At 70.6% G+C, this 24660-nt stretch carries 20 protein-coding genes; 11 read left to right on the top strand and 9 right to left on the bottom strand.

The window, feature by feature from the left end:
- Window positions 1-27: 27 nt before the first annotated feature.
- Window positions 28-3483, bottom strand: coding sequence for a serine/threonine-protein kinase PknK (locus D7Y21_RS13350; RefSeq protein ID WP_158627284.1), 3456 nt, complete (start codon window positions 3481-3483; stop codon window positions 28-30).
- Between the two features lie 43 nt (window positions 3484-3526).
- On the bottom strand, window positions 3527-5356 hold the full coding sequence (locus D7Y21_RS13345; RefSeq protein WP_121713521.1) for a sigma 54-interacting transcriptional regulator: 1830 nt from the start codon (window positions 5354-5356) through the stop codon (window positions 3527-3529).
- Between the two features lie 242 nt (window positions 5357-5598).
- Between D7Y21_RS13345 and D7Y21_RS13340 the strand changes: the two genes are divergently transcribed.
- Entirely contained in the window at window positions 5599-6699 is a 1101-nt protein-coding gene (locus tag D7Y21_RS13340) for an erythromycin esterase family protein (RefSeq protein WP_233612084.1), read from the top strand.
- Window positions 6700-6704: 5 nt separating this feature from the next.
- Here D7Y21_RS13340 and D7Y21_RS13335 read toward each other — a convergent pair whose 3' ends face one another.
- The 6 genes from D7Y21_RS13335 to D7Y21_RS13310 all read right to left on the bottom strand — a co-directional run bounded on the left by D7Y21_RS13335 (window position 6705) and on the right by D7Y21_RS13310 (window position 13547).
- Window positions 6705-7847 carry a hypothetical protein gene (locus D7Y21_RS13335; protein ID WP_120562752.1) on the bottom strand — a complete coding sequence of 381 codons (1143 nt, stop codon included), beginning with the start codon at window positions 7845-7847 and terminating at the stop codon, window positions 6705-6707.
- 87 nt (window positions 7848-7934) lie between these two features.
- The gene (locus D7Y21_RS13330; RefSeq protein ID WP_120562753.1) at window positions 7935-8570 is read right to left on the bottom strand and encodes an FMN-binding negative transcriptional regulator; all 636 of its coding nucleotides are present in this window, start codon (window positions 8568-8570) and stop codon (window positions 7935-7937) included.
- A gap of 48 nt (window positions 8571-8618) precedes the next feature.
- Window positions 8619-9416: a DUF3014 domain-containing protein gene (locus tag D7Y21_RS13325; protein ID WP_120562754.1), complete on the bottom strand. Its 798-nt coding sequence runs from the start codon at window positions 9414-9416 to the stop codon at window positions 8619-8621.
- Between the two features lie 36 nt (window positions 9417-9452).
- Window positions 9453-9977, bottom strand: a complete 525-nt coding sequence (locus D7Y21_RS13320; protein WP_120563262.1) for an OmpA family protein — start codon at window positions 9975-9977, stop codon at window positions 9453-9455.
- Window positions 9978-10066: 89 nt separating this feature from the next.
- On the bottom strand, window positions 10067-11440 hold the full coding sequence (locus tag D7Y21_RS13315) for a sigma-54 dependent transcriptional regulator (RefSeq protein ID WP_120562755.1): 1374 nt from the start codon (window positions 11438-11440) through the stop codon (window positions 10067-10069).
- Complete coding sequence (locus D7Y21_RS13310) at window positions 11430-13547, bottom strand: ATP-binding protein (RefSeq protein WP_120562756.1); 2118 nt, start codon at window positions 13545-13547, stop codon at window positions 11430-11432. The genes D7Y21_RS13315 and D7Y21_RS13310 overlap by 11 nt, the downstream gene beginning before the upstream one ends.
- Before the next feature lie 192 nt (window positions 13548-13739).
- Here D7Y21_RS13310 and D7Y21_RS13305 point away from each other — a divergent pair, with 192 nt between their 5' ends.
- Window positions 13740-14291, top strand: coding sequence for a glutathione peroxidase (locus tag D7Y21_RS13305; RefSeq protein ID WP_120562757.1), 552 nt, complete (start codon window positions 13740-13742; stop codon window positions 14289-14291).
- 2 nt (window positions 14292-14293) lie between these two features.
- On the opposite strand, the gene D7Y21_RS13300 is transcribed toward D7Y21_RS13305, so the two are convergent.
- Window positions 14294-14995, bottom strand: a complete 702-nt coding sequence (locus D7Y21_RS13300; protein ID WP_120562758.1) for an MBL fold metallo-hydrolase — start codon at window positions 14993-14995, stop codon at window positions 14294-14296.
- Between the two features lie 192 nt (window positions 14996-15187).
- Here D7Y21_RS13300 and D7Y21_RS13295 point away from each other — a divergent pair, with 192 nt between their 5' ends.
- The 9 genes from D7Y21_RS13295 (at window position 15188) to D7Y21_RS13255 (ending at window position 24606) form a co-directional block, all read left to right on the top strand.
- Window positions 15188-16420, top strand: a complete 1233-nt coding sequence (locus D7Y21_RS13295) for an FAD/NAD(P)-binding oxidoreductase (RefSeq protein WP_120562759.1) — start codon at window positions 15188-15190, stop codon at window positions 16418-16420.
- Entirely contained in the window at window positions 16417-17115 is a 699-nt protein-coding gene (locus tag D7Y21_RS13290; protein WP_233591504.1) for a carbonic anhydrase, read from the top strand. The genes D7Y21_RS13295 and D7Y21_RS13290 overlap by 4 nt, the downstream gene beginning before the upstream one ends.
- A 50-nt stretch (window positions 17116-17165) precedes the next feature.
- Window positions 17166-19214, top strand: coding sequence for an FUSC family protein (locus tag D7Y21_RS13285; RefSeq protein WP_120562761.1), 2049 nt, complete (start codon window positions 17166-17168; stop codon window positions 19212-19214).
- Window positions 19211-19417, top strand: coding sequence for a DUF1656 domain-containing protein (locus D7Y21_RS13280; protein WP_120562762.1), 207 nt, complete (start codon window positions 19211-19213; stop codon window positions 19415-19417). The genes D7Y21_RS13285 and D7Y21_RS13280 overlap by 4 nt, the downstream gene beginning before the upstream one ends.
- Window positions 19418-19423: 6 nt before the next feature.
- Entirely contained in the window at window positions 19424-20332 is a 909-nt protein-coding gene (locus tag D7Y21_RS13275) for an HlyD family secretion protein (RefSeq protein WP_120562763.1), read from the top strand.
- Entirely contained in the window at window positions 20329-21750 is a 1422-nt protein-coding gene (locus tag D7Y21_RS13270) for a TolC family protein (protein WP_121713517.1), read from the top strand. The genes D7Y21_RS13275 and D7Y21_RS13270 overlap by 4 nt, the downstream gene beginning before the upstream one ends.
- 11 nt (window positions 21751-21761) lie before the next feature.
- Window positions 21762-23486, top strand: coding sequence for a sigma 54-interacting transcriptional regulator (locus D7Y21_RS13265; protein ID WP_121713515.1), 1725 nt, complete (start codon window positions 21762-21764; stop codon window positions 23484-23486).
- 129 nt (window positions 23487-23615) lie between these two features.
- Entirely contained in the window at window positions 23616-24128 is a 513-nt protein-coding gene (locus D7Y21_RS13260; RefSeq protein WP_233612083.1) for a hypothetical protein, read from the top strand.
- A gap of 10 nt (window positions 24129-24138) precedes the next feature.
- Entirely contained in the window at window positions 24139-24606 is a 468-nt protein-coding gene (locus tag D7Y21_RS13255) for an SMI1/KNR4 family protein (RefSeq protein ID WP_121713513.1), read from the top strand.
- Window positions 24607-24660: the final 54 nt, after the last annotated feature.

Raw genomic sequence — 24660 nt, 5'->3', positions numbered from 1 at the left:
TCCTTGTGTCTGGGGTTGTGAGGGGGTCTACAGATATCCGGCGCGCTGTGCTGCCTTGAGAATGTACTGAAGGCCCATCCGTGAGACCTCCTCGCGGCCGCTGCTCCAGGCCTTCCGGGCTTCGCGGATGGCGGCGGTGAGCGGTTCGGGCAGGTGCTGTTGTGTGGGTTCCACCAGACGTGCCACCCGCAGCGAGGCCTCCTCCAGGCGCGCCTCTAGAATGTCCAATTTCATGAGGGGCAATAAGGCCAGCCACTCGAAAGGGTAGACGCGGGAAGTCGTGGCCCAGCACTGGAGTGCAGCCTCGCACTCTGTCCTCGCTTCACCGGTTCGGCCCTCGCGCAGGGCCACCCAACCGAGGTTGGCCCGGGCCGCGCCGACATAGCTCGTCATATTGCCGGCTTCGGCGGCCCGCAGGCTTCGTGTCGCGGCTTCGCGCGTCGCTTCGATGGCGCCCTGCCGCCGGTGAATCTGCGGCAGGTAGGCGAGCCCATACGCTTCCATGGCCACGTCCCCTGTGCGCCGGGCCTGCTCCACCGTCAGGGTCATGCGGGCCGCGGCCTCCTCCAGCGCGCCGTGCCACAGCAGCACGCATGCGAGTACGCACTCCGCCTCGGCGCGCTCCGCTGGACTGCCCGCAGCCTCGCTGGCCCGCAGGTAGTCCCGGGCGAAGCGCACGGTCTCCTCGGAGACCAGGTAGCGCTCCGCGCGCAGGTTGCGCTGGACGCGCACCTGGAAGAAGCGGGCCCGCTGAAGGGGCGTGCCGTGCCGCTCGATGTTGGGCTGGAGGCTCCGCGACAGCTCCTCCATCACGTCCAGCCGCGCCGTCCAGTAGTGCACCGCGAGCTGATCCAGCCGTGCCTGGAGCCACTCGTTCCACCACGCCTCCGCGGCTTCGGGAGGGGTTTCACCCAGGACCCGCTCCGCGGTGAGGTAGGCCGTGAGCGCGGCTTCATGCGCGTGCTGCGTCTCCCAGGCCTTGCCCGCCTTGCGATGCAGGCGCGCGAGGTCCAGGCGCTTCCCGGCGGCGGTGCCCTCCATGGCGAAGGCGTAGGAAGACCGGGCCTCCTCGTGTCGCCCCACCAGGGAGAGCACGTCTCCGAGCGCCTCGTGGAGCAGGACGGCCCGGAGTTGCTCTCCGGCCTGCTGCATCTCGTGGAGCACTGCCTGGTAGAGGCGGATGGCCTCTCCGTTGGCGTACGTGGCCCGCGCCCGCTCCGCCGCGTGGCCCAGATAGAGGATCGCCTTGTCGTGGAGGCCCGCCTGCGAGAAGTGGTGCCCGAGCTCCGGGAAGAGGTCGGGGACGTCGCGGAAGCGCGACTCCAGCAGGTGGGCCGCGCCCAGATGGAGCTCTCGCCGCCGCTCCAGGGCCATGCGCCCGTAGGCGACCTCCCGGAACCTGTCGTGGACGAAGCGCAGCCGTCCGGAGGCGGTCTCCTCGATGAGCTGCCGCCTGCGCAGCTCCCCGAGCCCGTCGAGCACCTCCGCCTCCGCGAGCCCGGCCAGGGTGGGCAGCAGCGCGCCGTCGAACTCGCGCCCCAGGACCGAGGCGTGCTCCACCAGGGCCCTCCCGGCGCCACCCACTCCGGACAGGCGGCGTTCGATGAGCGCGGCCAGCGTGTGCGGCAGGAGCAGGTGGCGCGCCCGCTTGTCCGTTTCGGCTCCAGGCCAGCGGAGCTTCCAGGCTCCGTTCCTGTCCCGCACCAGCAGCCCCTCGTCGATGGCCGCGCGCAGGTACTCCGCGACGAAGAAGGGATTGCCTGAGGAGCTGTCCGCCAGGAAGTCCACCAGCTCCGCCGGTGACTCGCGCAAGGCCAGCATCCCGGCCACCAAAGTCCCCACGCTCGCCGTGTCGAGCCGGCCGAGCGCGATCCTCCGGATCCCCGTCGAGCCCAGGAGCGCGGTGAGCTCGGCGCCGGTCTCGCCCAGGCGGCAGGTGCCCAGGATGAGCAATCCGGGCTCACCACTCCGGGCCGCCACCAACTGCAAGAACGCGAGGGAGAGCTCGTCGGCCCATTGCAGGTCGTCGAGGACGAGCAGGACGGGCTGCTCCTCCGTGAGCGCCGCGAACGCCTTGCGCAAGGCTTCCAGGATTCGTGGCTGGGCCACGGCCGGCGGCAGCACCGGGAGCTCCGGCAGCCCCCGCACCCAGGGAAGCTCCACCAGCGCGGGCTCGTAGAGCGCGAGCCACCTGGCGCCGGTGCCCAACAGCCTTTCTGCTTCCGCGTCGCCCCGTTCGCGGCAGCGGTCCGCGAGCCATTGCAGGAGCGGGCGGAAGGGATGGAGCGCCACGGCGATCCGTCCCTGCTCCAGGGAGGACATGTCCAACAGGGCGCACTGCCCGGTCAGCGTCTTCACCTGGCGCCGGGAGGCGAGCAGGGCCACCTCCATGGCGAGCCGCGTCTTCCCCACGCCGCTCTCCCCCTCCAGGAGGATGAGCTGTCCGCGCCGCTCCTGGCGCAGCTGCTCCAGCGCGCTTCCCAGGGCCGCCAGCGGGCCCTCGCGGCCTTCGAGCCCGGGGCGATAGAGATAGCTCCTGGGCCGTGGCGTGCCCTCGCGCTCGTCGCCTTCGACACCCAACGTGTCGAGCACGTGGGCCACGTCCTCGGCGTAGCCGAGCCGGGCCTCCGGGCGCTTCTCGAGCAGCCGCAGCACGAGCCATTCGAGCTCTTCCGGGAGGCCTTCGACGTAGCGCGAGGGGGGCGCGGGCGGCTCGTTCAGGTGCTGGAACACGATGGAGCCGGCCCACGAGCCGGTGAACGGCGGGCGGCCCACGATGGACTCATAGAGGATGCAGCCCAGCGCGTAGAGATCCGCGCGCGCATCCACCAGCTCGCCCCGCAGTTGCTCGGGCGCCATGTAGGCCACGCTGCCCACGACGCGCCCTTCGGCGGCCAGCTCCTCGCGGCTCGCGGCGCCGCTGAACGACGCGGCGATGCCCAGGTCCACGAGCACGGGCCGTCCGTCCTCCCGGATGAAGATGTTCTCCGGCTTGAGGTCCCGGTGGACGAAGCCCTCACCGTGCAGGTGCGCGAGCGGCGCGCAGAGCCTTCGAATCACGGACAGCCGCGCACGGAGCGCGGGCAGGTCGGCCCTGGCGCGTTCGATGGGCGTCGCTTGCGCGGGGAGGGTTTCCGCCAGCTCGCCCGTCACGGCGGTTTCGGTGGACGTGGGCAGCCCCGCCCCGGACATGTGCCCAGCGGCGGACCCGAGGTGGCTTCGCAGGGTTCCCCCCTCGAAGAGCTCCATCACGTAGTAGGGCAGGCCCTCCGATAAACCTTCGTCGAGGATGCGCGCGATGCCCGGATGATCCAGACGCCGGAGCGCGTGGATCTCCCGGCGGATGCCCGCGAGCAAGGCTTCCGAGGACGCGCGGACCGTCTTGAGGGCCACCGGCACCGCGTGCTCGCGGTGCTCGGCCCGGTACACCACCCCCATCCCGCCCTGGCCCAGGATGCGGGTGACGCGATAGTCCCCGAGCATGACCGGCTCACCCGGCCTTGAGATGAGAGTCATTGGGAGCGCGCTACGGCTTCTTGAGACCCAGGACCTTCATCCGATAGGACAGCGTCCGCACCGGGATGCCCAGACGCTTCGCCGCCTCGGTCCGGTTCCAGCCCGTCGCGATGAGTGCCTCCTGGACGAGCCGCGCCTCGTAGTCCCGCACCCGCTCGCGAGCCGGGTCCGGGGCTTCTTGCCCGGGCCCGGGCACGGGTGGCGCGGCGGGAGGCCGCGGTGCGCCCGCTGCCTGCACTCGCGCTGGCAGGTCGCTGGGGGTGAGCAGCGCCCCCCGTGCGACCACGACAGCGCGTTCGATGGCGTTCTTCAGCTCGCGCACGTTCCCAGGCCAGGCGTAGGCCCGCAGCAGCTCCAGCGTCGCGGGCTCGAAGCCCTGGACCGCGCGGCCATTGCTCTCGTTGGCGAGCCGCAGGAAGCGGTGCACGAGCGGTTCGATTTCATCCTGCCGCTCTCGCAGCGGGGGAATGGCCAGGATGATGGCGTTGAGCCGGTAGTAGAGGTCCTCCCGGAAGCTCCCGGCAGCCACCATGCTCTCGAGGTCCCGGTGCGTCGCCGCGACGACGCGGACGTCGACGGTGAGCTCCTTGCTGGCCCCCACGCGTGAGAAGGCGCCGGTCTCCAGCACGCGCAGCAGCGCCACCTGCGCCGTGAGCGGCATCTCGCCAATCTCGTCGAGGAAGACCGTGCCGCCATGGGCCTCCTCGAAGACGCCTTGTTTCGAATTGCCCGCGCCGGTGAAGGCCCCGCGCTCATGGCCGAAGAGCGTGCTTTCGACGAGCTCCTTGGGAATGGCGCCGCAGTTGACGCGCACCATCCGCTGGGAGCGCCGGGGGCCCTGCTCGTGAAGCAAGCGCGCCAGCACCTCCTTCCCCGTGCCTGTCTCCCCATGGAGGATGACCGGGACGCGAGAGGCCGAGACCTGGCGCGCGGTCTCCAGCAGCCCGTGCATGGCAGCACCCGCGACGAGGTCGCCCTGGGCCACGGTGCCGCTGTCGAACCACGGCGCCGTCGAGGTCAGCTCCACGGGCTTCTCAGGCCCGGCCCGGTTGGCGGCCGCGCGCGCCAGCTCGATGAGCTCCTCCACCGTGCCGGCCGCTCCCGGGAAGAGCGCTACGCCCACCACGAGCTGGGGGCTGGAGTCGCGCGGAAGGGCGGCGATGGCGTGCGCGAGGCGCGTCGCGTCCTCGGGGCCGGTCTCCGGGAGCAGGAACTGCACGGCGTCGCTGCCGTAGGGCGCCATCCGGTCCACCGGGCGCAGCAGGCCGTGCACGTGCTCCAACCAACGGTGGACGTGCTCATCAATCGAAGGCGGCGCACCCTGGCCCCGGGCCCGCGCGGCGCGCACCACGAGCAGGGCGAAGGGGCGGTGGAACTGCCGCGCCCGTGCCGCCTCGTCGTCCACGGCCTGCCGGAAGAGCGCATCTCCCTCCAGCCGGAGCGACTGCCCCGACCGGCCCAGCGCGTGGATCCGCGCGGGCAGCCCGCCGAGCCGGAACTCATCACCGACTTCGAGCGAGGCCGTCTGGATGCGCCTGCCGGCGACCCAGGTGCCATTGGTCGAGTCGAGATCCTCCACGGTGATGCGCTGGTCGGAGAGCAGCAGGCGCGCATGGACGCGCGAGAGCCGCCGGTCGTGGATGCGCAGGCCGGAGGGCTCGTCACGGCCGAGGGTCAAGGGAACGTCGGGCGTCAGCAACCCCAGCTCGGCGCCATGCTCGTGGTGGACGACCACGGCGATCCGCTGCGCGTACCCCGCGACCCGCTCCTCGCCTCCACCGTTCGTGATGGGGTCCGTCTTGGTGACGCCTGTCGCCTGACGTCGCTGCCCTGCGTGCATGGCGAAAGTATAGAGGAGATGGGCGGCCGGGCAGACAGGGGCTGGGTAGACCCACAAGGCTGGCGGCTTGCCCACTGTTTCACTGGGAGAGCGCCTCGGAGCATGCTCCTTCCTGGAGACCCCGAATGAGATACCTGCTGCTCCTGATTCCCTTGCTTTCGAGCTGTGCCTCGTCACCCCGAAGCGAAGCCCCTCGGGTTTCAGACGCCGACCGGATCGTCCGGGAGCTTTGCGGCAAACAGATGGCGCTGCTGGGGGAGGAATCCCATCACGGCAGCGCCAGGACCGTGGCCTTCAAGGTGGAGTTGACCCGCCGGCTGGTGGAGGAATGCCAGTACGACGCCTTCTTCATCGAGACCGGCACCTATGACTTCCTCCACATCCAGACGCTGCTGAAAGCGGGCCAGCCCGTCAGCGATGACACGCTCGCGGCTGCCATTGGCGGGATGTGGGCCAGTCCGGAGATGGCGCCCCTGATTCCTTTTCTAGCCGAGCGGCTCCGGGCGGGAACCCTCGCGGTCGGTGGGATTGATGATCAGATCAACCGGGGCACCTGGGCGACGAAGGAGATGGCGCGTGAGCTCAGCCCCTTGTTCACCGGCCCGCGGCAGGCGGAGTGCGGAGCGGCGCTCGATCGGCACCTGGCCTGGCGGTATGACGAAACCCACCCGTACACGGCGGAGACCGCGAAGGACCTCCTGGGCTGCGCGAAGGAGCTGGAGTCGGCGCTCTCCAGGCCCGAAGCGCCAGCGACACCCGCGCAGTTGCAGATCGCCCGCAATCTGGTGAGGAACTTCACCCGTGAGGCCGCCGCGCGGGCCCGGAAGCAGGCTCAGCCTGATGGGCCCTGGGACTGGGGTCATGACATCGCGCGAGATCGCTCCATGTTCATGAACCTGGAATGGCTCCTGTCCCAGTCCCCCCAGCCCCGGAAAGCCATTGTCTGGACTGCCACCGTTCATGCCGCGAAGGACATGTCGAGCCTGGAGTCGGACGACCGGCAGAGGATTCCGCTCGGCTCCTATGTCCGTGAGCGGTTCGGGGACCAGTCCTTCGTGCTGGGGTTCTCCGCGAGCTCCGGGAGCCATTCCATCGGCGCCAGTGCCCACACGTTTGTCCTCGCACCCGCGACGCCTGATTCGCTGGAGGGCCAGGCGTTCGCGAACCACAGCGCGGACACCCGGTATCTGGATGGGCGCCAGCTTCGTGATTTCGGGCCCAGGGTGGCCCGTCTCCTGACCTATTCCTCGTGGATGAAGGCCCCCTGGGCAACGGTCGTGGATGGGCTGCTGATCATCCGGGAGGAAATGCCTTCGCGCCCATCATCGCGCACAGCTCGATAGCGAGGTCAGAGCACGCTCTTGCCGAGCGCCAGCATCACTTCGATGAAGCGCCGGTCGGCGAGGAGCAGGGGCACCATGGGCGCCATGGCCGCGGCGACGACGCCCAGCGCCGCGCGGAGGTCCACCGGGAACCAGCGCATGCCGCGCGCGACGTTGAAGGACGTATTCAGGTCCGTTTGCGAGGAGAACTCGGGCGCGCCCAGCGGCTCCAGTCCCTTCGGTATCTCGTGGTGGAACCACCGCCGCTCGAAACGCCGCGAGTGCCAGGACGCCACACCCGAGTAGGCATGGTCCCCCCTTCGCTTCGCCATCAAGAGCTGACGGAAGAAGAACACCATCGGCGAGAAGACGACGGCAAGGCAGATGAGCGCGAAGGCGAACAGGTGAAGGGCGTAGCCGGTGACGTTCGCGCTGGAGGCGTGCGCCAGACGCTGCGCGGTGAGCGTGGAGGACAACGCGAGGACGATGACCGAGAAGCTGGCCTGGCTTGTGCCCAGGAAGCCCAGGCCGCCCGCCGAGTCTGGATGGGTGGGCACGAAAGCGAGCGGCAGCCTGGAGGCCTTGAACAGGAACATCGCCCACAGGATCGCCCGCCACAGCCAGCGCAGGAGCAGGAACCGGATGATCGGCATGCTCACCGCGAGGTACCACCACCCGGCCAGGGTGAGCGGGCCCCCGGGCTCCGCATGGAGCCAGGCCGGACGGTTCGGCAGGTAGGGTGCGTGCACGAAGGACGCGGCGAAGGAGAGGACCATCAACCCGGCCTCGATGACGCCGCTTCGCCGCCCCTGCATCGCGTCGCGAGCAATGGACTCGTAGCGGGGCAGGTTCTTCGCATCAATCAGCTCCGAGATGACGAAATGGCGCACGGCCGCCGCGAGGCGCATGTCGATGTATCCATCGGCCGCGACGAGCAGCGGTAGGGACACCAGGAACTCGACATGGGTCGCCACGTTGCTCAGGAAGGCGTGTGCCGCCGTCCCACCCTCCAGGAGCGACAGGACGAGGAGCGGCAGCCAGCTCACCAGCATCAGGCTGGCGACGCGCACGGGCAGCGAGACCCGGTCGAGACGGGGGAAGCGGTGCCGCCGGTCGAGTGAGGTTCCCTGGACCAGCGAGAAGTCGAGCAGCGAGGCGGGGACGTCCATGGTCCTCCCAAAGCTGTGCCGTGGGGGGGGCTCCTGCCAGTCGGCGAAGCAGGCAGGCTGGGAAAGGCATGTCGCCCGCCGCCTCTCTCAGGAGGGGCCGCGCGTGCGGGACCGCTTGCGCATCAGCTCGAGCAGGGCCAGCGCATCGCCGCCCTGACCCGCGAGCCCTTCCATCATTCCCGCCTGGTCTTCCGCGGAGCGGTTCTGGCCCAGCTTGAACTTGCCCTGCAATTCCTCGATGGGCAGCTCGAAGCCGACGATGTGCTCCAGCAGCTGCGCGCGGACCTCCTCTGGCAGGTGGGCCGCGTGGCCGGGGGCTCCGCTCGCGGGCTCGTACTCCGCCAGCATCACGTCGATCAGCTTCGACAGCTCCGCCTGCGTGTCGATGATTCGCGGACGGCCGAGCGCGTGCACCACCGCGTAGTTCCACGTCGGCGCGGAGGGCCGCACCTTGTACCAGGTGGGTGAGATGTACGCGTGGGGCCCATGGAAGACGCAGAGGGCCGGCCGCTCGCCGTCGAAGTCCTTCCAGTGTGGGTTGGCGCGCGCCAGGTGCCCCAGCAGCGTGCCCTTGTCGCCCCGGTCCGGCACCAGCATGAGCGGCAGGTGCGAGACGTTGATCCCCGAGCCGTGCGAGATGACCGTGCTGAAGGCGTGCTGCTTCATGAACGCGTGCAGCGTGGAGAGGTCCGACTCCTGGAAGCTTCGGGGCGTGTAGAGCATGCGGTCCGGACAGCCTTGCACGCCCCCGTGGGTGGGAGAAGCAGCGCGCTACGGTCCGCGGGCCTGCTCCTGCGACGGCATCCCCAGGGCGGCCGCCAATTCGGTGAGCTTCTCCTGCACCTTGCGCATGTTCGCAGGGCCCATGCGCAGCAGGTGCTTCTCCGCCGCGCCCAGCGCTTCCAGGTTCGGATCCGCGTAGACGTAGAGCGCGCCCTTCGTCATGAGCTCCGGAGGCGTCTTGGGGACGGAGACGCGGGTGAGCCGCCCGATGGCTTGCGACAGGGTCGCATCCAGGCTCCGGCCCGGCGGGGCCAGCTCCGCGTGCGCGGCGTCCAGCAGCGGCTTGAGCTCCTGATACACCTGTCCCGCCTTCTTCGCGTCCAGGGAGGTGATGACGCGGGCCACTCCGTCGTAACGGGTATGGCTCTCCGGCGCCGTCACCGTGTGGCCGTGACGCTTTGTCACGCGGAAGGTCCCGGTGGGCGCCATGAAGGACAGCGGCATGCGCGGGCTCTGGCCTTCCGCGACCAGGTTCACGGACGCGGCGAAGCGGCGGGCCAGGTCCTCGGAGGACAGCCAGCGCGCGAAGTCCGCGTCGCTGGAGAGTCCCTTCAACAGCTCCCTCACATGAGTATCAGTGCCGGAGAGCTGCACCGCCGGGGGCGGAGGCGGCGCCGGAGGCGTGGGCTCGGCGATTGACGGCGTGGGGGCGGGAGGCGGCTCCGACGTGCGCAGGAGGAAGTAGCTCGAACCGCCCAGGAGCGTCACGACGGCGGCGATGCCCAGGGGCCAGCGGAGGTAACGGACGGGAGACGGCGGAAGGGGGGCGTTTTCGCTGGGGCTCATGTGGATGGGGACTCGGTGGGAGGTCGATGAAAGGGTCTACAGCTCGCCGGCGCGGGCCTGTTCGGCCAGGCGGAAGGAGAACTCCGCGCGGCGGTTCTTCTCCGGGGCGTTCGTGTCCGCGGGCCGCTCCTCGCCGTAGGAGATGACGGAGATGCGCCCGGGCTCGACGCCCAGGTTCACCAGGTAGGCGCGCACGCTGGCGGCGCGGCGCTGGCCCAGCGCGATGTTGTATTCCGTCGTGCCCAGCTCGCAGGTGTGGCCCGCCACCGTCACCTTCGCGAGGCTTCGCTGACGCAGGGCCTGGGCGATGCGCGACAGCTCGTCGGTGGCCTCGGACGGGAGCAGGGACGAGTCGAGCGGGAAGTAGATGGGCGCGGCGTTGAGCGCCGCGAGCGCCTGCTCCGTGTCGTCGGGCGCGGGCCGCGCCGCGTTGCCACGGTCGCTGGTGGTGGGGGCCGGCGCGTGGGTCGCCGCGTCGGTGGTGCTGGTGTTGGCCGCGCGCCTGGCGCAACCAGAGAGGCCAATGACTGACATCAGGAGGAACAGGTGGGTTCGGTTCATGCCCTGATACATGAGCAAGGGCTGTGCCGCGGTCCCTCCGTCTGGAGTCTCGCGCGGGGGGGGCGCGATGACTCGCAAAGCGCGTCGTCCTAGCGTTGCGAAACGCCGCTGTCGGTCTTCTCCCTGCGGTGGATGGTGGAGACATCAATCCCCAACAGCTCCGCCGCGCGTGTCTTGTTGCCTCCACAGCGGGCGACCACCCACGCGATGTATTCACCCTCCAGCTGTCTCAGCGGCACCACCTGTCCGTGGGCCGCGGCCAGCGGGTGGACCTCTGGCGCGGCGTCCGCGGTGTGCAGGCGCAGCTGGGCCAGGTCCACGGTGGGCTGCGCTCCCAGGACAACCAAGCGCTCCACCAGGTTCTCCAGCTCGCGCACGTTGCCGGGCCAGGGCATGCGCGTGAGCGTGGCCACGACCTCCGGGGACAGGGTGGTGACGGCGGAGCGCGGATTGCGGGCGCGAGCCTGTGTCACGAAGTGCTCGGCGAGCTTCGGGATGTCCTCCGTGCGCTCGCGCAGCGGCGGCACCCGGAGCGAGACGACGTTGAGCCGGTAGAAGAGGTCCGCCCGGAAGCGGCCTTCCTTCACCCGCGCGTCCAGGTCCTGATGCGTGGCGGCCAGGATGCGCACGTCCACGCGGCGCGAGCCATCCGCGCCCACGGCCCGCACCTCGCCGTCCTGGAGCACGCGCAGCAGCTTCGCCTGGAGCTCCGGGGGCATGTCCCCGATTTCGTCGAGGAAGAGCGTGCCTCCGTCCGCCTCCACGAAGAGGCCCCGGCGCGTGGTCGTGGCTCCGCTGAAGGCGCCCTTGAGGTGGCCGAACAGCTCGCTCTCCAGCAGGGCGTGGGGCAGGGCGGTGCAGTTGACCGCCACGAAGGGCGCCTGGCTCCGGGGCCCTTCGGAGTGGAGCGCCCTGGCGACCAGCTCCTTGCCGCTGCCGCTCTCGCCCCGGATGAGCACCGGCGCCTCCGAGGCCGCCACGCGGTCGATGAGCTCATAGAGCGTCCGCATGGGCACGCTGTGGCCCAGGAGCGAGCCCAGGCCACCGCGCTGGGCCACCTGGCGCTTGAGGTCGCGGTGTTCGGTCCGCAGGCGCCGGGACTCCAGCGCGCGCCCGACGTGGAGCAGCACCTCGTCCAGGCGGAAGGGCTTGGTGAGGTAGTGGTAGGCGCCGCGCTTCATCGCCTCCACGGCGCTCTCCACCGCGCCGAAGGCGGTCATCAGGAGCACCGGGAGCTCCGGGTCGTGACGGCGCGCCGCCGCGAGCACGTCCAGCCCGTCCACCTCCTCCATGCGCAGGTCGCACAGGACGACGTCGTAGACGCGGGCCCTCAGCTGCGCGATGGCGTCCGCGCCGCCCGTGGACAGGTCCACGCGGTAGCCCGCGTCCGTGAGGGGGTCCTTCAACATCTGTCCCATCTCCTCGTGGTCATCCACCACGAGGATGCGCGCGCTAGACGGCATGCCGTTCCTCCCAGCCGGAAGCGGCGGCCACCGGCCACCGCAACGTGAAGACGGTGCCCCGGCCGGGCTCGCTTTCGACCCCCACCTGGCCACCGTGGTTGCGGACGATCTGCGCCACCACGCTCAAACCCAGGCCCGTGCCCTGGCCCCGCTTCTTGGTGGTGAAGAAGGGGTCGAAGACCTGGTGCAGGTGCTCCGGCGCGATGCCACGGCCATCGTCCTGGACGCGGATCTCCACCGCCTGGGCATCTCCCGCCATGCACGTCGTGGCGCTCAGCCGCACGTGGCCTCCGGCGCTGCACGCGTCACAGGCGTTGAGGGCGAGGTTGAGGAGCACCTGCTGGAGCTGATCCGCGTCCGCCGCGAGGCTGGGCAGCCGCTCGGGCACGTCCAGCTCCAAGTGGACGTGCCGTCGCTCGGCCTCCACGTCGAGCAGCTCCTGGAGGCCCCGCACGAGAGGCGCCAGGGGGACGACGCCGGCGCGCGCGGGCTGGAGGCGTGAGAGGTCCAGCAGCTGGCGGATGATGCGGCTCACGCGGTCGATCTGCGTGACGATGGCGTTGAGGCCCCGGCCCTGCGGGTGCTCCACGCCGCCCACCTTCTGGAGCATGTACTCGGCGTGGCCCCGGATGATGCCCAGCGGCGTGCCGATTTCATGCGCCACGCCCGCGGCGAGCACGCCCACCGTGGCCAGCTTCTCCGCGCGCAGGAGCTGATCCTCCAGCATGCGCACGTTGCTCAGGTCCTCCAGCACCAGCAGCGTGCTCGCCTCTCCGTCGCCGTGCTCCAGCGGGACGGCATGGACGTTGAACTGGTCCTTCTCGTTGAAGAGGCTGAGCGGTTCGCCGTGCAGGCTGCGCACTGCGCCCTTGTCCCGCGCGGCCAGCACCAGCGCCGTCAGCCGCTGCACCGCGGCCGTGGGCGCGGTGGGGAAGGCCTCCGGGAGGGTGCTGCCCACGGCGGTGGTTGGCAGCCGCGCGCGCAAGGCCTGGTTCACGGCGCTGATGCGGCCTTCGCGGTCGAGGGCCAGGATGCCCGTGGGGATGTGATCGAGGATCTTCTGCGTCTTCTCATGCAGGTGCGCGAACCTCGCGGCGTGGCGCAGGCTCTCCTGGAGCGCCACCGCCCGGCGGTTGGCGAGCACCACGTAGGTCCCGAACGCCACCAGGAACACCGCCACGAGCAGCGCCGCCAGCGACAGGCGCAGGACCAGGGTGCGCTCGTGGGCGCGCAGGGCGCTCGTGGAGGAGAGCGTCGCCACGGACCAGGAGGCCTCGCCCCGCATGCGCAGGGGACGGAACGTGGCCACCGCGTCCGCGGCCCCCAGGCCCAGGCGCGCGGCCTCCGCCTCGTTGATCCGCAGCGTCCCGGCCGCGCCCGCGCGCATCCTCGCCACCAGGGTGCGCAAGCCCGGCACGAGCTTGCCCTCGGGTTCACCCAGCCGCCGGTGCCACGACGCGAGCGCCGGGTCGCTCATGGGCGCGGGCGTGCCGTGGGCGCCCAAGAGGAGCAGGCGCGTGTTCTCCTCCACCGTCACCATGCGCAGCGGCGCGAAGAGCGGTTCGGTGTCCACGAGGATGGCGATGGCGCCTCCGCCCCCGGGCGTGTCGGAGTCGATGCGGATGGCGAAGACACGCATCCACCCGGAGGACGCGGCGCCTTCGATGGGATGCGACGGAATGACGTGCCCCACCGGGGCCGTGAGCGCCTGCCTCGCGGTGTCCGCGAGCGCCGGGGGATGGACGGCCTCCCTCGGCAGGTGGCGCGACTTGTAGTCCACCAGGAAGAGCCGCTCCTCGCCGTCCGGGCCCAGCACGGCGATGGCCCGGTACTGGCCCACGGCCTCCAACAGGGCGCGCAGCTCGTTGTGATGGTCTCCCGCGGAGCCGGGCTGGGCGAGCAGCTCGCTCGCGAAGCGCAGGTTGTCCCCCAGGTCCTCCAGCGACCGGGCGACGCCGCTGGCGGCCTCCTCCAGCTGGGCCTGCCGGTCTCCCCCGAACTGTTCCACGAGCGCCTGCCGGTCGCGCTGGATGAACCACACGGCTCCGCCCGCCACGCTGGCCAGGGCAACGAGCAGGAGGACGAGGGGGGCGAGGAGACGGTGCATGGAGTGCGAGGGAGTCCACACAACGCAAGGCCCGGGCCAGCCGTTCCCTCCAGGGGCCGGCACCTTGCGCCGCGCCGCGACCGCCGCAAATCACCACACCGGGGCTGGCACTTTGCCGGACCTGCTCGGGGCCGCCCCCTGGCGGGCCTGGGCTAGAGTGGCCGCCCCCTCAGACGGAGACCGAGCCTGAACATGAGCCAGAACCTCTACGACATCCCCCTCACCGGCATCGACGGCGCTCCCCGGACGCTCGGCCAGCACCAGGGCAAGGTCCTGCTGGTGGTGAACGTCGCCTCCAAGTGCGGCCTGACGCCCCAGTACGAAGGACTGCAGAAGCTCTACGCGAGCCGGCAGGGGCAGGGCCTGGAGGTGCTGGGCTTCCCCGCGAACAACTTCATGGGCCAGGAGCCGGGCAGCGAGGCGGAGATCCAGCAGTTCTGCACCTTGAAGTACGACGTGACCTTCCCGCTGTACTCGAAGATCTCCGTGGTGGGGCAGGACAAGCACCCGCTCTACCACGCGCTGACGGGCGCCATCCCGGACGCCACGGGCGAGGGGCCCATGCGCGCGAACCTCAAGGGCTACGGCATCGAAGCCAACCCGCGGCCGGAAGTGCAGTGGAACTTCGAGAAGTTCCTCGTCGGCCGCGATGGCCGCGTCGTGGGCCGCTTCGCGCCGGACGTGACGGCGGAGGATCCGCGCCTCCTCCAGGCCATTGACGCGGAGCTGGCGAAGCCGGCCTGAGGTCAGGCCTCCGGCGCGGGGGCTTGAGTCATCCCGCAGGCGCGGTTGGCCGGGACGGCCAGGTCGATCTTCTTGGGGCGGGGCAGGTGGAGGTTGTTCATCACCTCGATGAACTCCTCGCGGCTCCTGCCCGCGACCCGCGGGTTGTGGCGCTTCTCCTCGCCGATGCTCGTCACCGTGTTCCCGTGGTAGTCGTGCGCGGGGTAGACGAGCGTCGCGTCCGGGAGCTGGAAGAGGACGCGGGTGATGGAGTCGTAGAGCTGGCTCGCGCTCCCGTTCTGGAAGTCGGTGCGGCCGTTGCCCCGCACCATCAGGGCATCCCCGGTGAAGACGCGGTCGCCCAGCAGGTAGCTCACGCTGTCGTCCGTGTGGCCCGGCGTGGCGAGCACCTGGAAGGCGCACTGTCCGACGTGCACCGTGTCGCCGTGCCGCACCCGCAGGTCGGCGCACCGGGCCCCGCCTGTTCCAGCCACCACCTGGCACCGCGTGCGCTCCCGCAGCGTGCCGGACGCGGTGACGTGGTCCGCGTGCACGTGGGTGTCGAAGACGTGGGAGAGGACGAGCCCCAACTCACCCACGAGCCGCAGGTCGCGGTCCACCTGCTCCAGCACCGGATCGATGAGCACGGCCTGGCGCGTGGCCTCATCACCGATGAGATACGTGTAGGTCGAGGACTCGGAGTCGAAGAGCTGGCGGAAGAGCATGTCGGAATCTCCGGTGCACGGGGGCCGCGGGCGGAGAAGAGGCTTCAGCGCCTTCCGCGAATTGTCCGATGGAACGCGAGCTCCGATAAAGGGAAGTCTGCCGATATTTGATGTGGACCCGGCAACGTGCGTTCGCCTCGCGGGGCAACTGGCGCGGTGGGGCTGTCGTGGGCAGGCTCGCGGCTTGCTCCCATGAACGCTCCTCCATCCCTCAAGCCTTCGCCCGAGCACCACCGGGTGCTGATCATCGGCGGCGGCACCGCGGGCCTCACGGTCGCGGCGCGGCTGCGGCGCAAGGGCGTGCGGGGCGTCGCCGTGCTCGAACCCTCGGCGCAGCACTTCTACCAGCCGCTGTGGACGCTGGTGGGCGCTGGCGCCGCGGACATCGCGAGCACCGTGCGGCCGGAGGCGGACTACATCCCGAAGGGGACGCGGTGGATCCAGGACCGGGCGGAGGAGGTGGACCCCGTCCGTCAGCAGGTGCTCACGCGGGGCGGCGCGCGGCTGACCTATGACTTCCTGGTGGTCGCTCCGGGCATCCAGTTGGACTGGGACCGGGTGCGCGGCCTGCGTGAGGCGCTGGAGACGCCGTACGTGTCCAGCAACTACGACTTCCGGCTGGCGCCGAAGACGTGGGAGATGGTGCGGGCGTTCCAGGGCGGCACGGCGTTGTTCACGCACCCGGCCACGCCCGTGAAGTGCGCGGGGGCGCCGCAGAAGATCATGTACCTGGTGGCGGACCACCTGCGCCGCAGCGGGCTCGCGGGGAAGTCGCGCGTCGTCTTCGGCTCGGGGGCCAAGGCGCTCTTCGGGGTGCAGCCCTACACGCGGGTGCTGGAGGGCGTCGTGGACCGCTACGGCATCCAGACGCACTTCAGCCACGACCTGGTGGAGGTGCGCGCGCACACCCGCGAGGCGCTCTTCGCGGTGACGCGCGACGGGCGCCGGGAGTGGGTGACGCTGGGTTATGACCTCCTGCACGTCACGCCGCCGCAGAGCGCGCCGGACTTCATCAAGCGCAGCGCGCTGGCCCATCAGGACGGTCCGAACGCGGGCTGGGTCAAGGCGCACAAGCACACGCTCCAGCACCCCGACCATCCGAACGTCTTCGCCATTGGAGACGCGAGCGACCTGCCCACGTCGCGCACGGGCGCCGCCGTCCGGGCGGAGGCTCCCGTGCTCGTGGAGAACCTGGTGGCCGTGATGGAGGGGCGCGAGCCCACGGCGCGGTATGACGGTTATGCGTCCTGCCCGCTGGTGACGGGCTACGGGCGGATGCTGCTCGCCGAGTTCGACTACGACGGCCAGCCCGCCCCGAGCCTGCCGTTCATCAACACCTTCGTGGAGCGCCGCGACCTGTGGCTGCTCAAGAAGTACGGACTGCCGCGCCTGTACTGGGACTGGATGCTCCGTGGTCGCGCGTGAACACTGGAGGAAGTGACCGCTCGACGGTGGGGTTTGCCCGTGCGACCTTCCGGGCCGTGACGCCCTACGACAAGATCTTCGAGAGCAACAAGGCCTGGGCGGAGGAGCAGCTCCGCTCGGATCCGGACTACTTCACCAAGCTGTCGGTGTCGCAGCAGCCGGACTTCCTCTACATCGGGTGTTCGGACAGCCGCGTGCCCGCGAACCAGATCATGGGTCTGGCGCCGGGTGACGTCTTCGTTCACCGCAACGTCGCCAACCTGGTCAACAACGTCGACCTCAACGTGATGTCGGTCATCAACTACGCCGTCCGGCAGTTGGACGTGAAGCACATCATCGTCTGCGGCCACTACGGCTGCGGCGGCGTGCGCGCGGCGATGCAGCCCAAGGACCTGGGCATCCTCAACCCCTGGCTGCGCAACATCCGGGACGTGTACCGGTTCCACAAGCAGGAGCTGGACGGCATCTCGGACGAGACGAAGCGCTATGAGCGGCTGGTGGAGCTCAACGTCCTGGAGCAGAGCATCAACATCATCAAGACGGCCGCCGTGCAGAAGTCCTACCTGTCGCGGGGCTTCCCCATCGTGCACTCGTGGGTGTTCGACCTGCGCAACGGCCTCATCCAGGACCTGAAGCTGGACTTCGTGCAGACGCTCCACAGCATCCAGGAGGTCTACGACCTCACGAAGGAGTGAGACTCCGGGGCTGACGACAGCGCCGGGGAGCGCGGCCTAGACCCGCGGAGATGATGACTCCGCGGCTCAGGGCATGGGTGTTCTCACTCAACACCTTCGCCGCCGCGATGGCCGCGCTGTTCCTCGGCCTGCGCTTCTCCCTGCCCAGACCGTACTGGGCGATGATCACCGTCTACGTCGTCAGCCAGCCGCTGTCCGGCGCGCTGCGCTCGAAGGCCGTCTTCCGGCTGCTGGGCACGGTGCTGGGCGCGGTGATGGCGTGCGTGCTCGTCCCCCACCTGGTGAACGCACCGGAGCTGCTGTCGCTCGCGATGGCGCTGTGGGTGGGCTGCTGCCTGTACCTGGCGCTCCTGGACCGCACGCCGCGCAGCTACGTCTTCATGCTGGGCGGCTACACCGCGGCCATCATCGGCTTTCCCGGTGTCTCCTCGCCGGGGGCCCTCTTCGACATTGCGCTGGTGCGGGTGGAGGAGATTGGCCTGGGCATCGTGTGCGCCACCGTCGTGCACACCGCTCTCTTTCCGCGCCCGGTGGGGCCGGTGCTGCTGGACCGAATCGACGGCTTCCTCGCGGACGCGGGCCGGTGGGCCCAGGACGCGCTCGCGGGCCGCAGGGACGCGCGCACGCGCCGCGAGTGGCACCGGCTGGCGGAGGACGTCACCGCGCTCCACCTGCTGGCGACGCACCTGCCGTTCGACACCGCCGGCCTGCGCCCCAGGGCCGGCGCCGTGCGCGCGCTGCACGAGCGCATGTCCATGCTGCTGCCCATCCTCTCCAGCATCGAGGACCGGCTCGCCGTCCTCCAGACCTCGGGCAAAGGGCCCGACGCCAGGCGGGACACGCTCCTCCAAGCGCTGAGCGCGTGGATCCAGGCGGGGCCCGACGCCGCTCGCGCCGAAGGCCAGCGGCTCTCCGAGGCCTGCGCCGCGCTCGCGCCGCCGCTGGACGCGAAGGCGGACTGGACGGCGCTCGTCACCACCAGCCTTGCCGTGCGCCTGGGCGAGCTGGTGGACACCGTCCAGGACTGCCGCGACCTGCGCGCCTTCATCCGCGACCCCACCGGGCCCGCGCCGGAGCGCCTGACGCCGCTCCTGCTCGCGCGTGTCCAGCGTCCGCTGCACCGCGACCGGGGCCTGGCGCTCATGTCCGGCATCGCGGCGGCGGCGGCCGTGCTGCTCTGCTGCGCCGTGTGGATTTCGCTCGCGTGGCCGGAGGGCAGCGCGGCGGCGATGATGGCGGCCGTCTACAGCTGCCTCTTCGCGACCCAGGATGATCCGGTGCCGGCCATCCTGTCCGCGCTGGCCTTCACCGGGGTGTCCTTCGTCGTGGGCGGGGTGTACCTGTTCGGCATCCTGCCCGGCATCGACGGTTTTCCCCTGCTGGCCGCCGCGCTGGCCCCCACGCTCCTGGGCGTGGGGGTGTTGATGGCGGATCCGCGGTGGGCGGGGCGCGCGAGCATCGCGGTGCTGGGCCTCCTGGGGACGCTGTCGCTCCAGGAGCGCTACACCGCGGACCTGGCGGAGTTCATCAACAGCTCGCTGGCGCAGGCCGTGGGCTTCATCGCCGCCGCGCTGTCCACCCGCTTCCTGCGCTCCGTGGGCACGGACTGGAGCGCGCACCGGCTCTTGCGCACCGGGTGGCGGGAGCTGGCGGGCCTGGCCTCCGCCGAGGGCGTGCCGGACCGCCTGGGCTGGACGAGCCGCATGCTGGACCGGCTGGGCATGCTCACCCCGAGGCTGGCGCTGGCCACGTCCCGCGACGAGGCGCTGGAGGCCGCGGACGCGCTGGCGGACCTGCGGCTGGGCTTGAACGTCGTGGACCTTCAGCGGGTCCGTCCGCACGTGGGGACTGCCGCGAGCCTGTCCGCGGGGCTGCTGCTCCAGCGCATCTCCGGGCACTTCCGGGCGCGCTCGCTGGGGCGGGTGACGGCGCCTCCGGTGGAGCTGCTCGGGGCGCTGGACGCGACGTTGGGCAGCGTGGCGGACGCGCCGCCTTCCGCGCAGAAGCGCGACGGGGTGCTCGCGCTCGTGGGGTTGCGGCGCGCGCTGTTTCCGGACGCGGCGCCCTACCGGGCAGCGCCCCTGGAGGCGGCGCGATGAGGGGAGAGCTGGACGTCCAGGGGGTCTTCGTCCCCGCGCTCCTCGTCTGGGCGCTGGTCGCGGTGGCGCTCGGTGTGCCCCTGCGGCGGGGACTGGCCGCGCTCCATGTCTACCGGTGGGTGTGGCACCCGGCGCTCTTCGACCTGGCGCTGTTCGTCCTCCTCTGGTTCGCGGTGACCTTCCTCGCCTCGCGGGTCCCCTGAGACGCCATGAAACCCACGCGCCCGCAGCTCATCCGGATTGGCGTGACGGTGGCCGTCGTCGCGCTGGCCCTGCTCGCGGGCTGGTGGATGTGGCGGCACTACGAGGTCGAGCCGTGGACGCGCGACGGCCGCGTGCTGGCGGACGTGGTGCAGTTGGCGCCGGACGTGTCGGGAGTCGTCACGTCGGTGGACGTGCAGGACAACCAGCGGGTGACCCGGGGGCAGGTGCTCTTTGTCATCGACCGCGCCCGCTTCGAGCTCGCGCTGAGGCAGGCGGAGGCGGTGGTGACGAGCCGGCAGGCGGCGCGGGCGCAGGCGCAGCGTGAGTCCGAGCGCAACCGGGGGCTGGGCAACCTGGTGTCCGAGGAGGCCCGCGAGCAGGGGCTGTCCCGCGCGGAGCAGGCGGAAGGGGCGCTCCAGCAGGCGCTGGCCAACCGGGACATCGCAGCGCTGAACCTGGACCGCTCCACGGTGCGCGCGCCGGTGAACGGCATCATCACCAACCTGGAGGTGGAGGAGGGGGACTACGCCACCGCCGGGCGGCAGATGGTGGCGCTGGTGGACAGCGACTCCTTCCGCGTGGAGGGCTACTTCGAGGAGACGAAGCTGCCGCGCATCCGCGTTGGCGCGCCAGTCACCATCCGGCTCATGGGCGAGCCGGCCCTCTTGCGTGGACACGTGGAGGGGATCGCCGCGGGCATCGAGGACCGCGAGCGCGGGGCGGGCCCCAGCCTCCTGCCCAACGTGAACCCCACGTTCAGCTGGGTGCGCCTGGCCCAGCGGGTGCCCGTGCGCATCGCGCTGGACGCGGTGCCCGAGGGAGTCCGGCTCGTGTCCGGACGCACCGCGACGGTGACGGTGCACGAAGAGGGGGACGGGGCTTCGGCCGCGCGCACCGGGGACGTCCGTCCATGAGCACGCGGGGGCTGCGCGGGTGGGTGGGCCTGGCGCTGCTGGTGTCCGCCTGCACGACCGTGGGGCCTGATTACCGGGGGCCACCGCCGTCCGCGGTCGTCCATTCGCCCGAAGCCACCGGGGCCTTCCTGGGTGCGGAGGATCCGCACTACTCGGCGGAGCCCGTCCCGGGCGAGTGGTGGCGGCTGTACGAGGATCCGGTGCTGGAGGGGTTGGTGCAGCAGGCGCTGAAGTCGAACGTGGACCTGCGGGTGGCGGAGGCGAACCTCGCGCGGTCGCAAGCGGTGCTGGCGGAGGTCGGGGGCGCGCTGCTGCCGACCTTTGGAGTGGACGCGTCGGTGGGCGTGGGCAGGACGCCGCCGGTCCGGCCGTCAGTGACCTATGGCCTGGGCTTCAACGTGTCGTATCAGTTGGACCTGTTCGGGCGGATCCGCCGGGGCATCGAGGCGGCGCGCGCGGACACGGAGGCGGTCCAGGCCGCGCTGGACCTGACGCACATCACGGTGGCCGCGGAGACGACCCGGGCGTACGCGAGCGTCTGCTCGGTGGGCAACGAGGTGTTGGTGGCGCGTCATGTGTTGGCCTTGCAGGAGGAGAGCCTTTCGCGGACGCGGCGGCTGGTGGAGGCGGGGCGGGGGACGGCGCTGGACCTGAGCCGGGCGCGAGCGCAGGTGGAGGTGCTTCGCGCGAACATCCCTCCGCTGGTGGTGCTGCGGCGCATCGCGCTGCTGCGGCTGGCGGTGCTCAGCGGCAGGCCGCCCGCGGCGTTTCCTCCGGACGTGGAGGCGTGTGAGACGCCGCCACGGCTGGCTTCACCCATCCCGGTGGGGGATGGCGCCGCGCTGCTGCGCAGGCGTCCGGATGTCCGGCAGGCGGAGCGGGCGCTGGCGTCGGCGACCGCGCGCATCGGCGTGGAGACGGCGGACCTCTATCCCACGGTGAACTTCGGGCTGTCCGCGGGGTCCGGAGGCCTGATGAGTTCCTTCGGACAGGAGAGCACGCTGAGCTGGAGCCTGGGGCCGCTGCTGTCCTGGACGTTTCCGAACACCCGCGTCGCCAGGGCTCGCATCGCGCAGGCGGATGCGGCCGCGCAAGGGGCGCTCGCGCAGTTCGACGGGGTGGTGCTCAACGCGCTGCTGGAGACGGAGAGCAACCTGACGCAGTACACGCAGGAGCTGGAGCGCGTCGCCGCGCTCACGGCCGCCCGGGACTTCAGCGCCGAGGCCGCGCGCGAAGCCGACGCGCTCTACCGGGGAGGGAGGGAGAGCTTCCTGGGCGTGCTCGACGCGGAGCGCACCCGGGCCAACGCCGAGGCTTCGCTGGCCTCCGCGCAGAGCCAGTTGGTGTCCGATCAGATCGCCCTGTTCCTGTCGCTGGGTGGGGGATGGGAGGAGCCGCCGCCCGCGGGGGGACAGTAGGATGGGAGCGGATGCGCTTCTTCCTGACCCTCCCGGACGGCCGCTCCATCTCGCTGGAGAAGCCGGTGGTGTCCGTGGGCTCCGAGCCCGCGTGCGACGTCGTCCTCTCCGCGCCCGGAGTGAAGGGCAGCCACGCCCTGGTGTTCCGTGACGCGCGCGGGTGGACGGTGTCCGCCGCCAGCGCGGACTGTGACGTCCGGGTTCGTGGCAAGCGGGTGGAGCTGGCGCCGCTGGAGCCGGGAGAGTCCTTCAGCGTGGGCAGGGCTTCGCTCACGCTGACGGTTTCGGAGGCGCCGGTTCGCGTGGAGCCTTCCTCGCCGCCGTCCCGCCTGCTGGGCGTGCTGACGGACTTCGCTTCGCGGCTGCTCGTGCAGCGCCCTTCGTCGGAGCTGCTGGAGGCGGCGCTGCGGGGCATCTCGGACGTCACCTCCGCGGACGTGGGGTTCCTCGTGTCGGTGGAGGGGGACCGGCGGCAGGTGCTGGCGGCCACCGGCTCCGTGCCGGCTTCGGCGGTGGTGGACAGCCTCGTGGATCAGGTCGTGGGCTCGGGGGCTCCGGTGCTGGTGCCGGACGTCGCGGCGGAGGCGGCGCTGGCGGGGGCTCCCAGTGTCCTGGCGTTGCGGTTGACGTCCGCCCTCGTGCTGCCACTTCGCGCGGGCTCCGCGCCCCTGTGCGCGGTGTACCTGGGACGGCGCCTGGGCAGCCCTCCGTTCTCGACCCGCGAGCTGGAGGAGGCCATGGCGTTGTCGTCGCTCGCGGCGCTGCTGCTGGCCACGTCGCGGGAGCTGACGGAGCTGCGCGCCCAGGTGGACAGCCTCACGCAGCGCATCGCCGCGGCCACGTTCGAAGGGCTCATCGGTGAGTCCCCGGTCATGCGGAACCTCTACCGGCAGGTGGAACGCCTGGGGCCCACGTCCCTGCACGTGCTCATCCAGGGCGAGACAGGCACGGGGAAGGAGGAGGTGGCCCGGGCGCTTCACCGGCGGAGCGGCCGGCGCGGACGGCTGGTGGCCATCAACTGCGCGGCGCTTCCGGAGTCCCTCATCGAGCGTGAGTTGTTCGGCCACGTTCGCGGGGCGTTCTCCGGCGCGACCTCCGACCGCGCGGGGCTGGTGGAGGCGGCGGATGGGGGCACGCTGTTCCTGGATGAGATTGGAGACATGCCGTTGTCGCTCCAGTCGCGCCTGCTGCGTGTCGTCCAGGAACACGAGGTGACGCGGCTGGGCGAGCACCGTCCCCGCAAGGTCGACATGCGCGTCGTGGCCGCCACGCACCAGCCGTTGAAGGCGCTCGTCGCCCGAGGGGCCTTCCGTGAGGACCTCCTCTTCCGCCTGGACGAGGTGCGCCTGGAGGTGCCCGCGCTGCGGGAGCGCGGCGAGGACGTGCTGCTCATCGCGCACCATGTCCTGAAGCAGCAGGGCGCGCGTGCGCGGGGCCTCACGCAGAAGGCGGCGGAGGCCCTGCGCGGTCATCCCTTCCCCGGCAACGTCCGCGAGCTCGTGTCTCGCGTGCGGCGCGCGGCCATCCTGGCGTCTGGGGAGCTCATCGGCGTCGAGGACCTGGACCTGGCCGCGGACACGGCGCCGCTGGTGCCCCTGGACGAGGCACGTGATGCGTTCGTGCTGCGCTACGTGCGCGAGGCCATTGCTCGCAGCGGGGGAAGCAAGAAGGAGGCGGCCCGGGCGCTGGGCATCGGCGTGCGCTCCGTGTTCCGATACCTGGGGGAAGAGGAGTGAGAGGCCCACTTGCGTATGCGTGACCTATTTGGGCGATTGCTCGCATCTCTTGTCGTCGTGGCCGTGAGTTGTGCCGAAGCGCCGGTGGTACCCAGTGCTGGTGCGGTTCGGATGTGGCGTGGGCCGCTCATGAACGTGCCAGGAGGCGGGCAATTCCGCACCGTCATCTACTATGGGCCATGGCAGTGCAGCTCCCAGCTCATGACCTATTGCCAGGAGAAATGCGCGGGAAGCGGCCACGTCCTCCAGGGATGCATGTGGCTGGCGGACGTGAAGATGGATTTTCAGGGCACGCTGATTCAGGCCGGCAGCCGGTTTGGGATGGCGCATTGTTGCTGCAACTACGGAGCACTGACGCCTCGCCAGAATGAAGCTGCTCGCAATCGCTGGAACAAGGCACGCAAGGGGTTCCGTGAGGAATGGTCCCGGCGGTTCGGTAACTGGCCGACGGAAGCCGACGGAAAGCCCTACCAGGGCCATCACATCCGCGACCTTCAACATGGCGGCAACCCCACCGAATGGGACAACCTGCTGCCGTTTCCCCAGGACCTTCACGAGGATCTGCTGGGCCCCTACAACCAATGCTACGCGAACCAGCCTCCGTGGACGCGTGTAGGAGTGGATCACCCCTATGGCGAGTAGCTCCGAAGCCATGTCGGCGCTTCTGGAAGAGGTTTCACGGCTCCACTTCCCGAACCCACCCGCGACTCCGTCGGAGATTGAGGCCTTCGAGCAGAGCGTCGGGTGGCGCCTGGACCCGGACCTTCGTGCCTTCTACCTGCATTGCGATGGCGCGAAATTGTTCGACCGAGCCGACCCCGCGTTCTTCTTCTACCCGCTGGCGAAGATCCGCCGCGCTCGCGTCGTCCTCCTCAAGGAGGACACAGACAGGGCGGGTCCCGCGTCCTGGTACGCGGTCTGCGAGGTGCGGGACACCAATTACATCTTCGTCGACGTGAGCCAGCAGGCGGAGGGCCGGTACTCCATCCGGGATGGCTACCGCGAAGCGTTTCCAGACCCTGCCTACAACCGCCAGATCGCGGGCTCCTTTTCAGAGTTCTTGGGCGGAGCGCTTCGTTCCAATGAAGAATGGTTCTGGCTTCAGACGGAGGAGGAGTAGCGGCCGTGGCGAGCGCCACCGCGTGCGTACATCCCACTCTTGAAGTAGTCCTGA

The organism is Corallococcus sp. AB045, from assembly GCF_003668895.1.
Taxonomy (GTDB): Bacteria; Myxococcota; Myxococcia; order Myxococcales; family Myxococcaceae; genus Corallococcus; species Corallococcus coralloides.
This window is presented reverse-complemented; position numbering and strand designations above follow the sequence as displayed.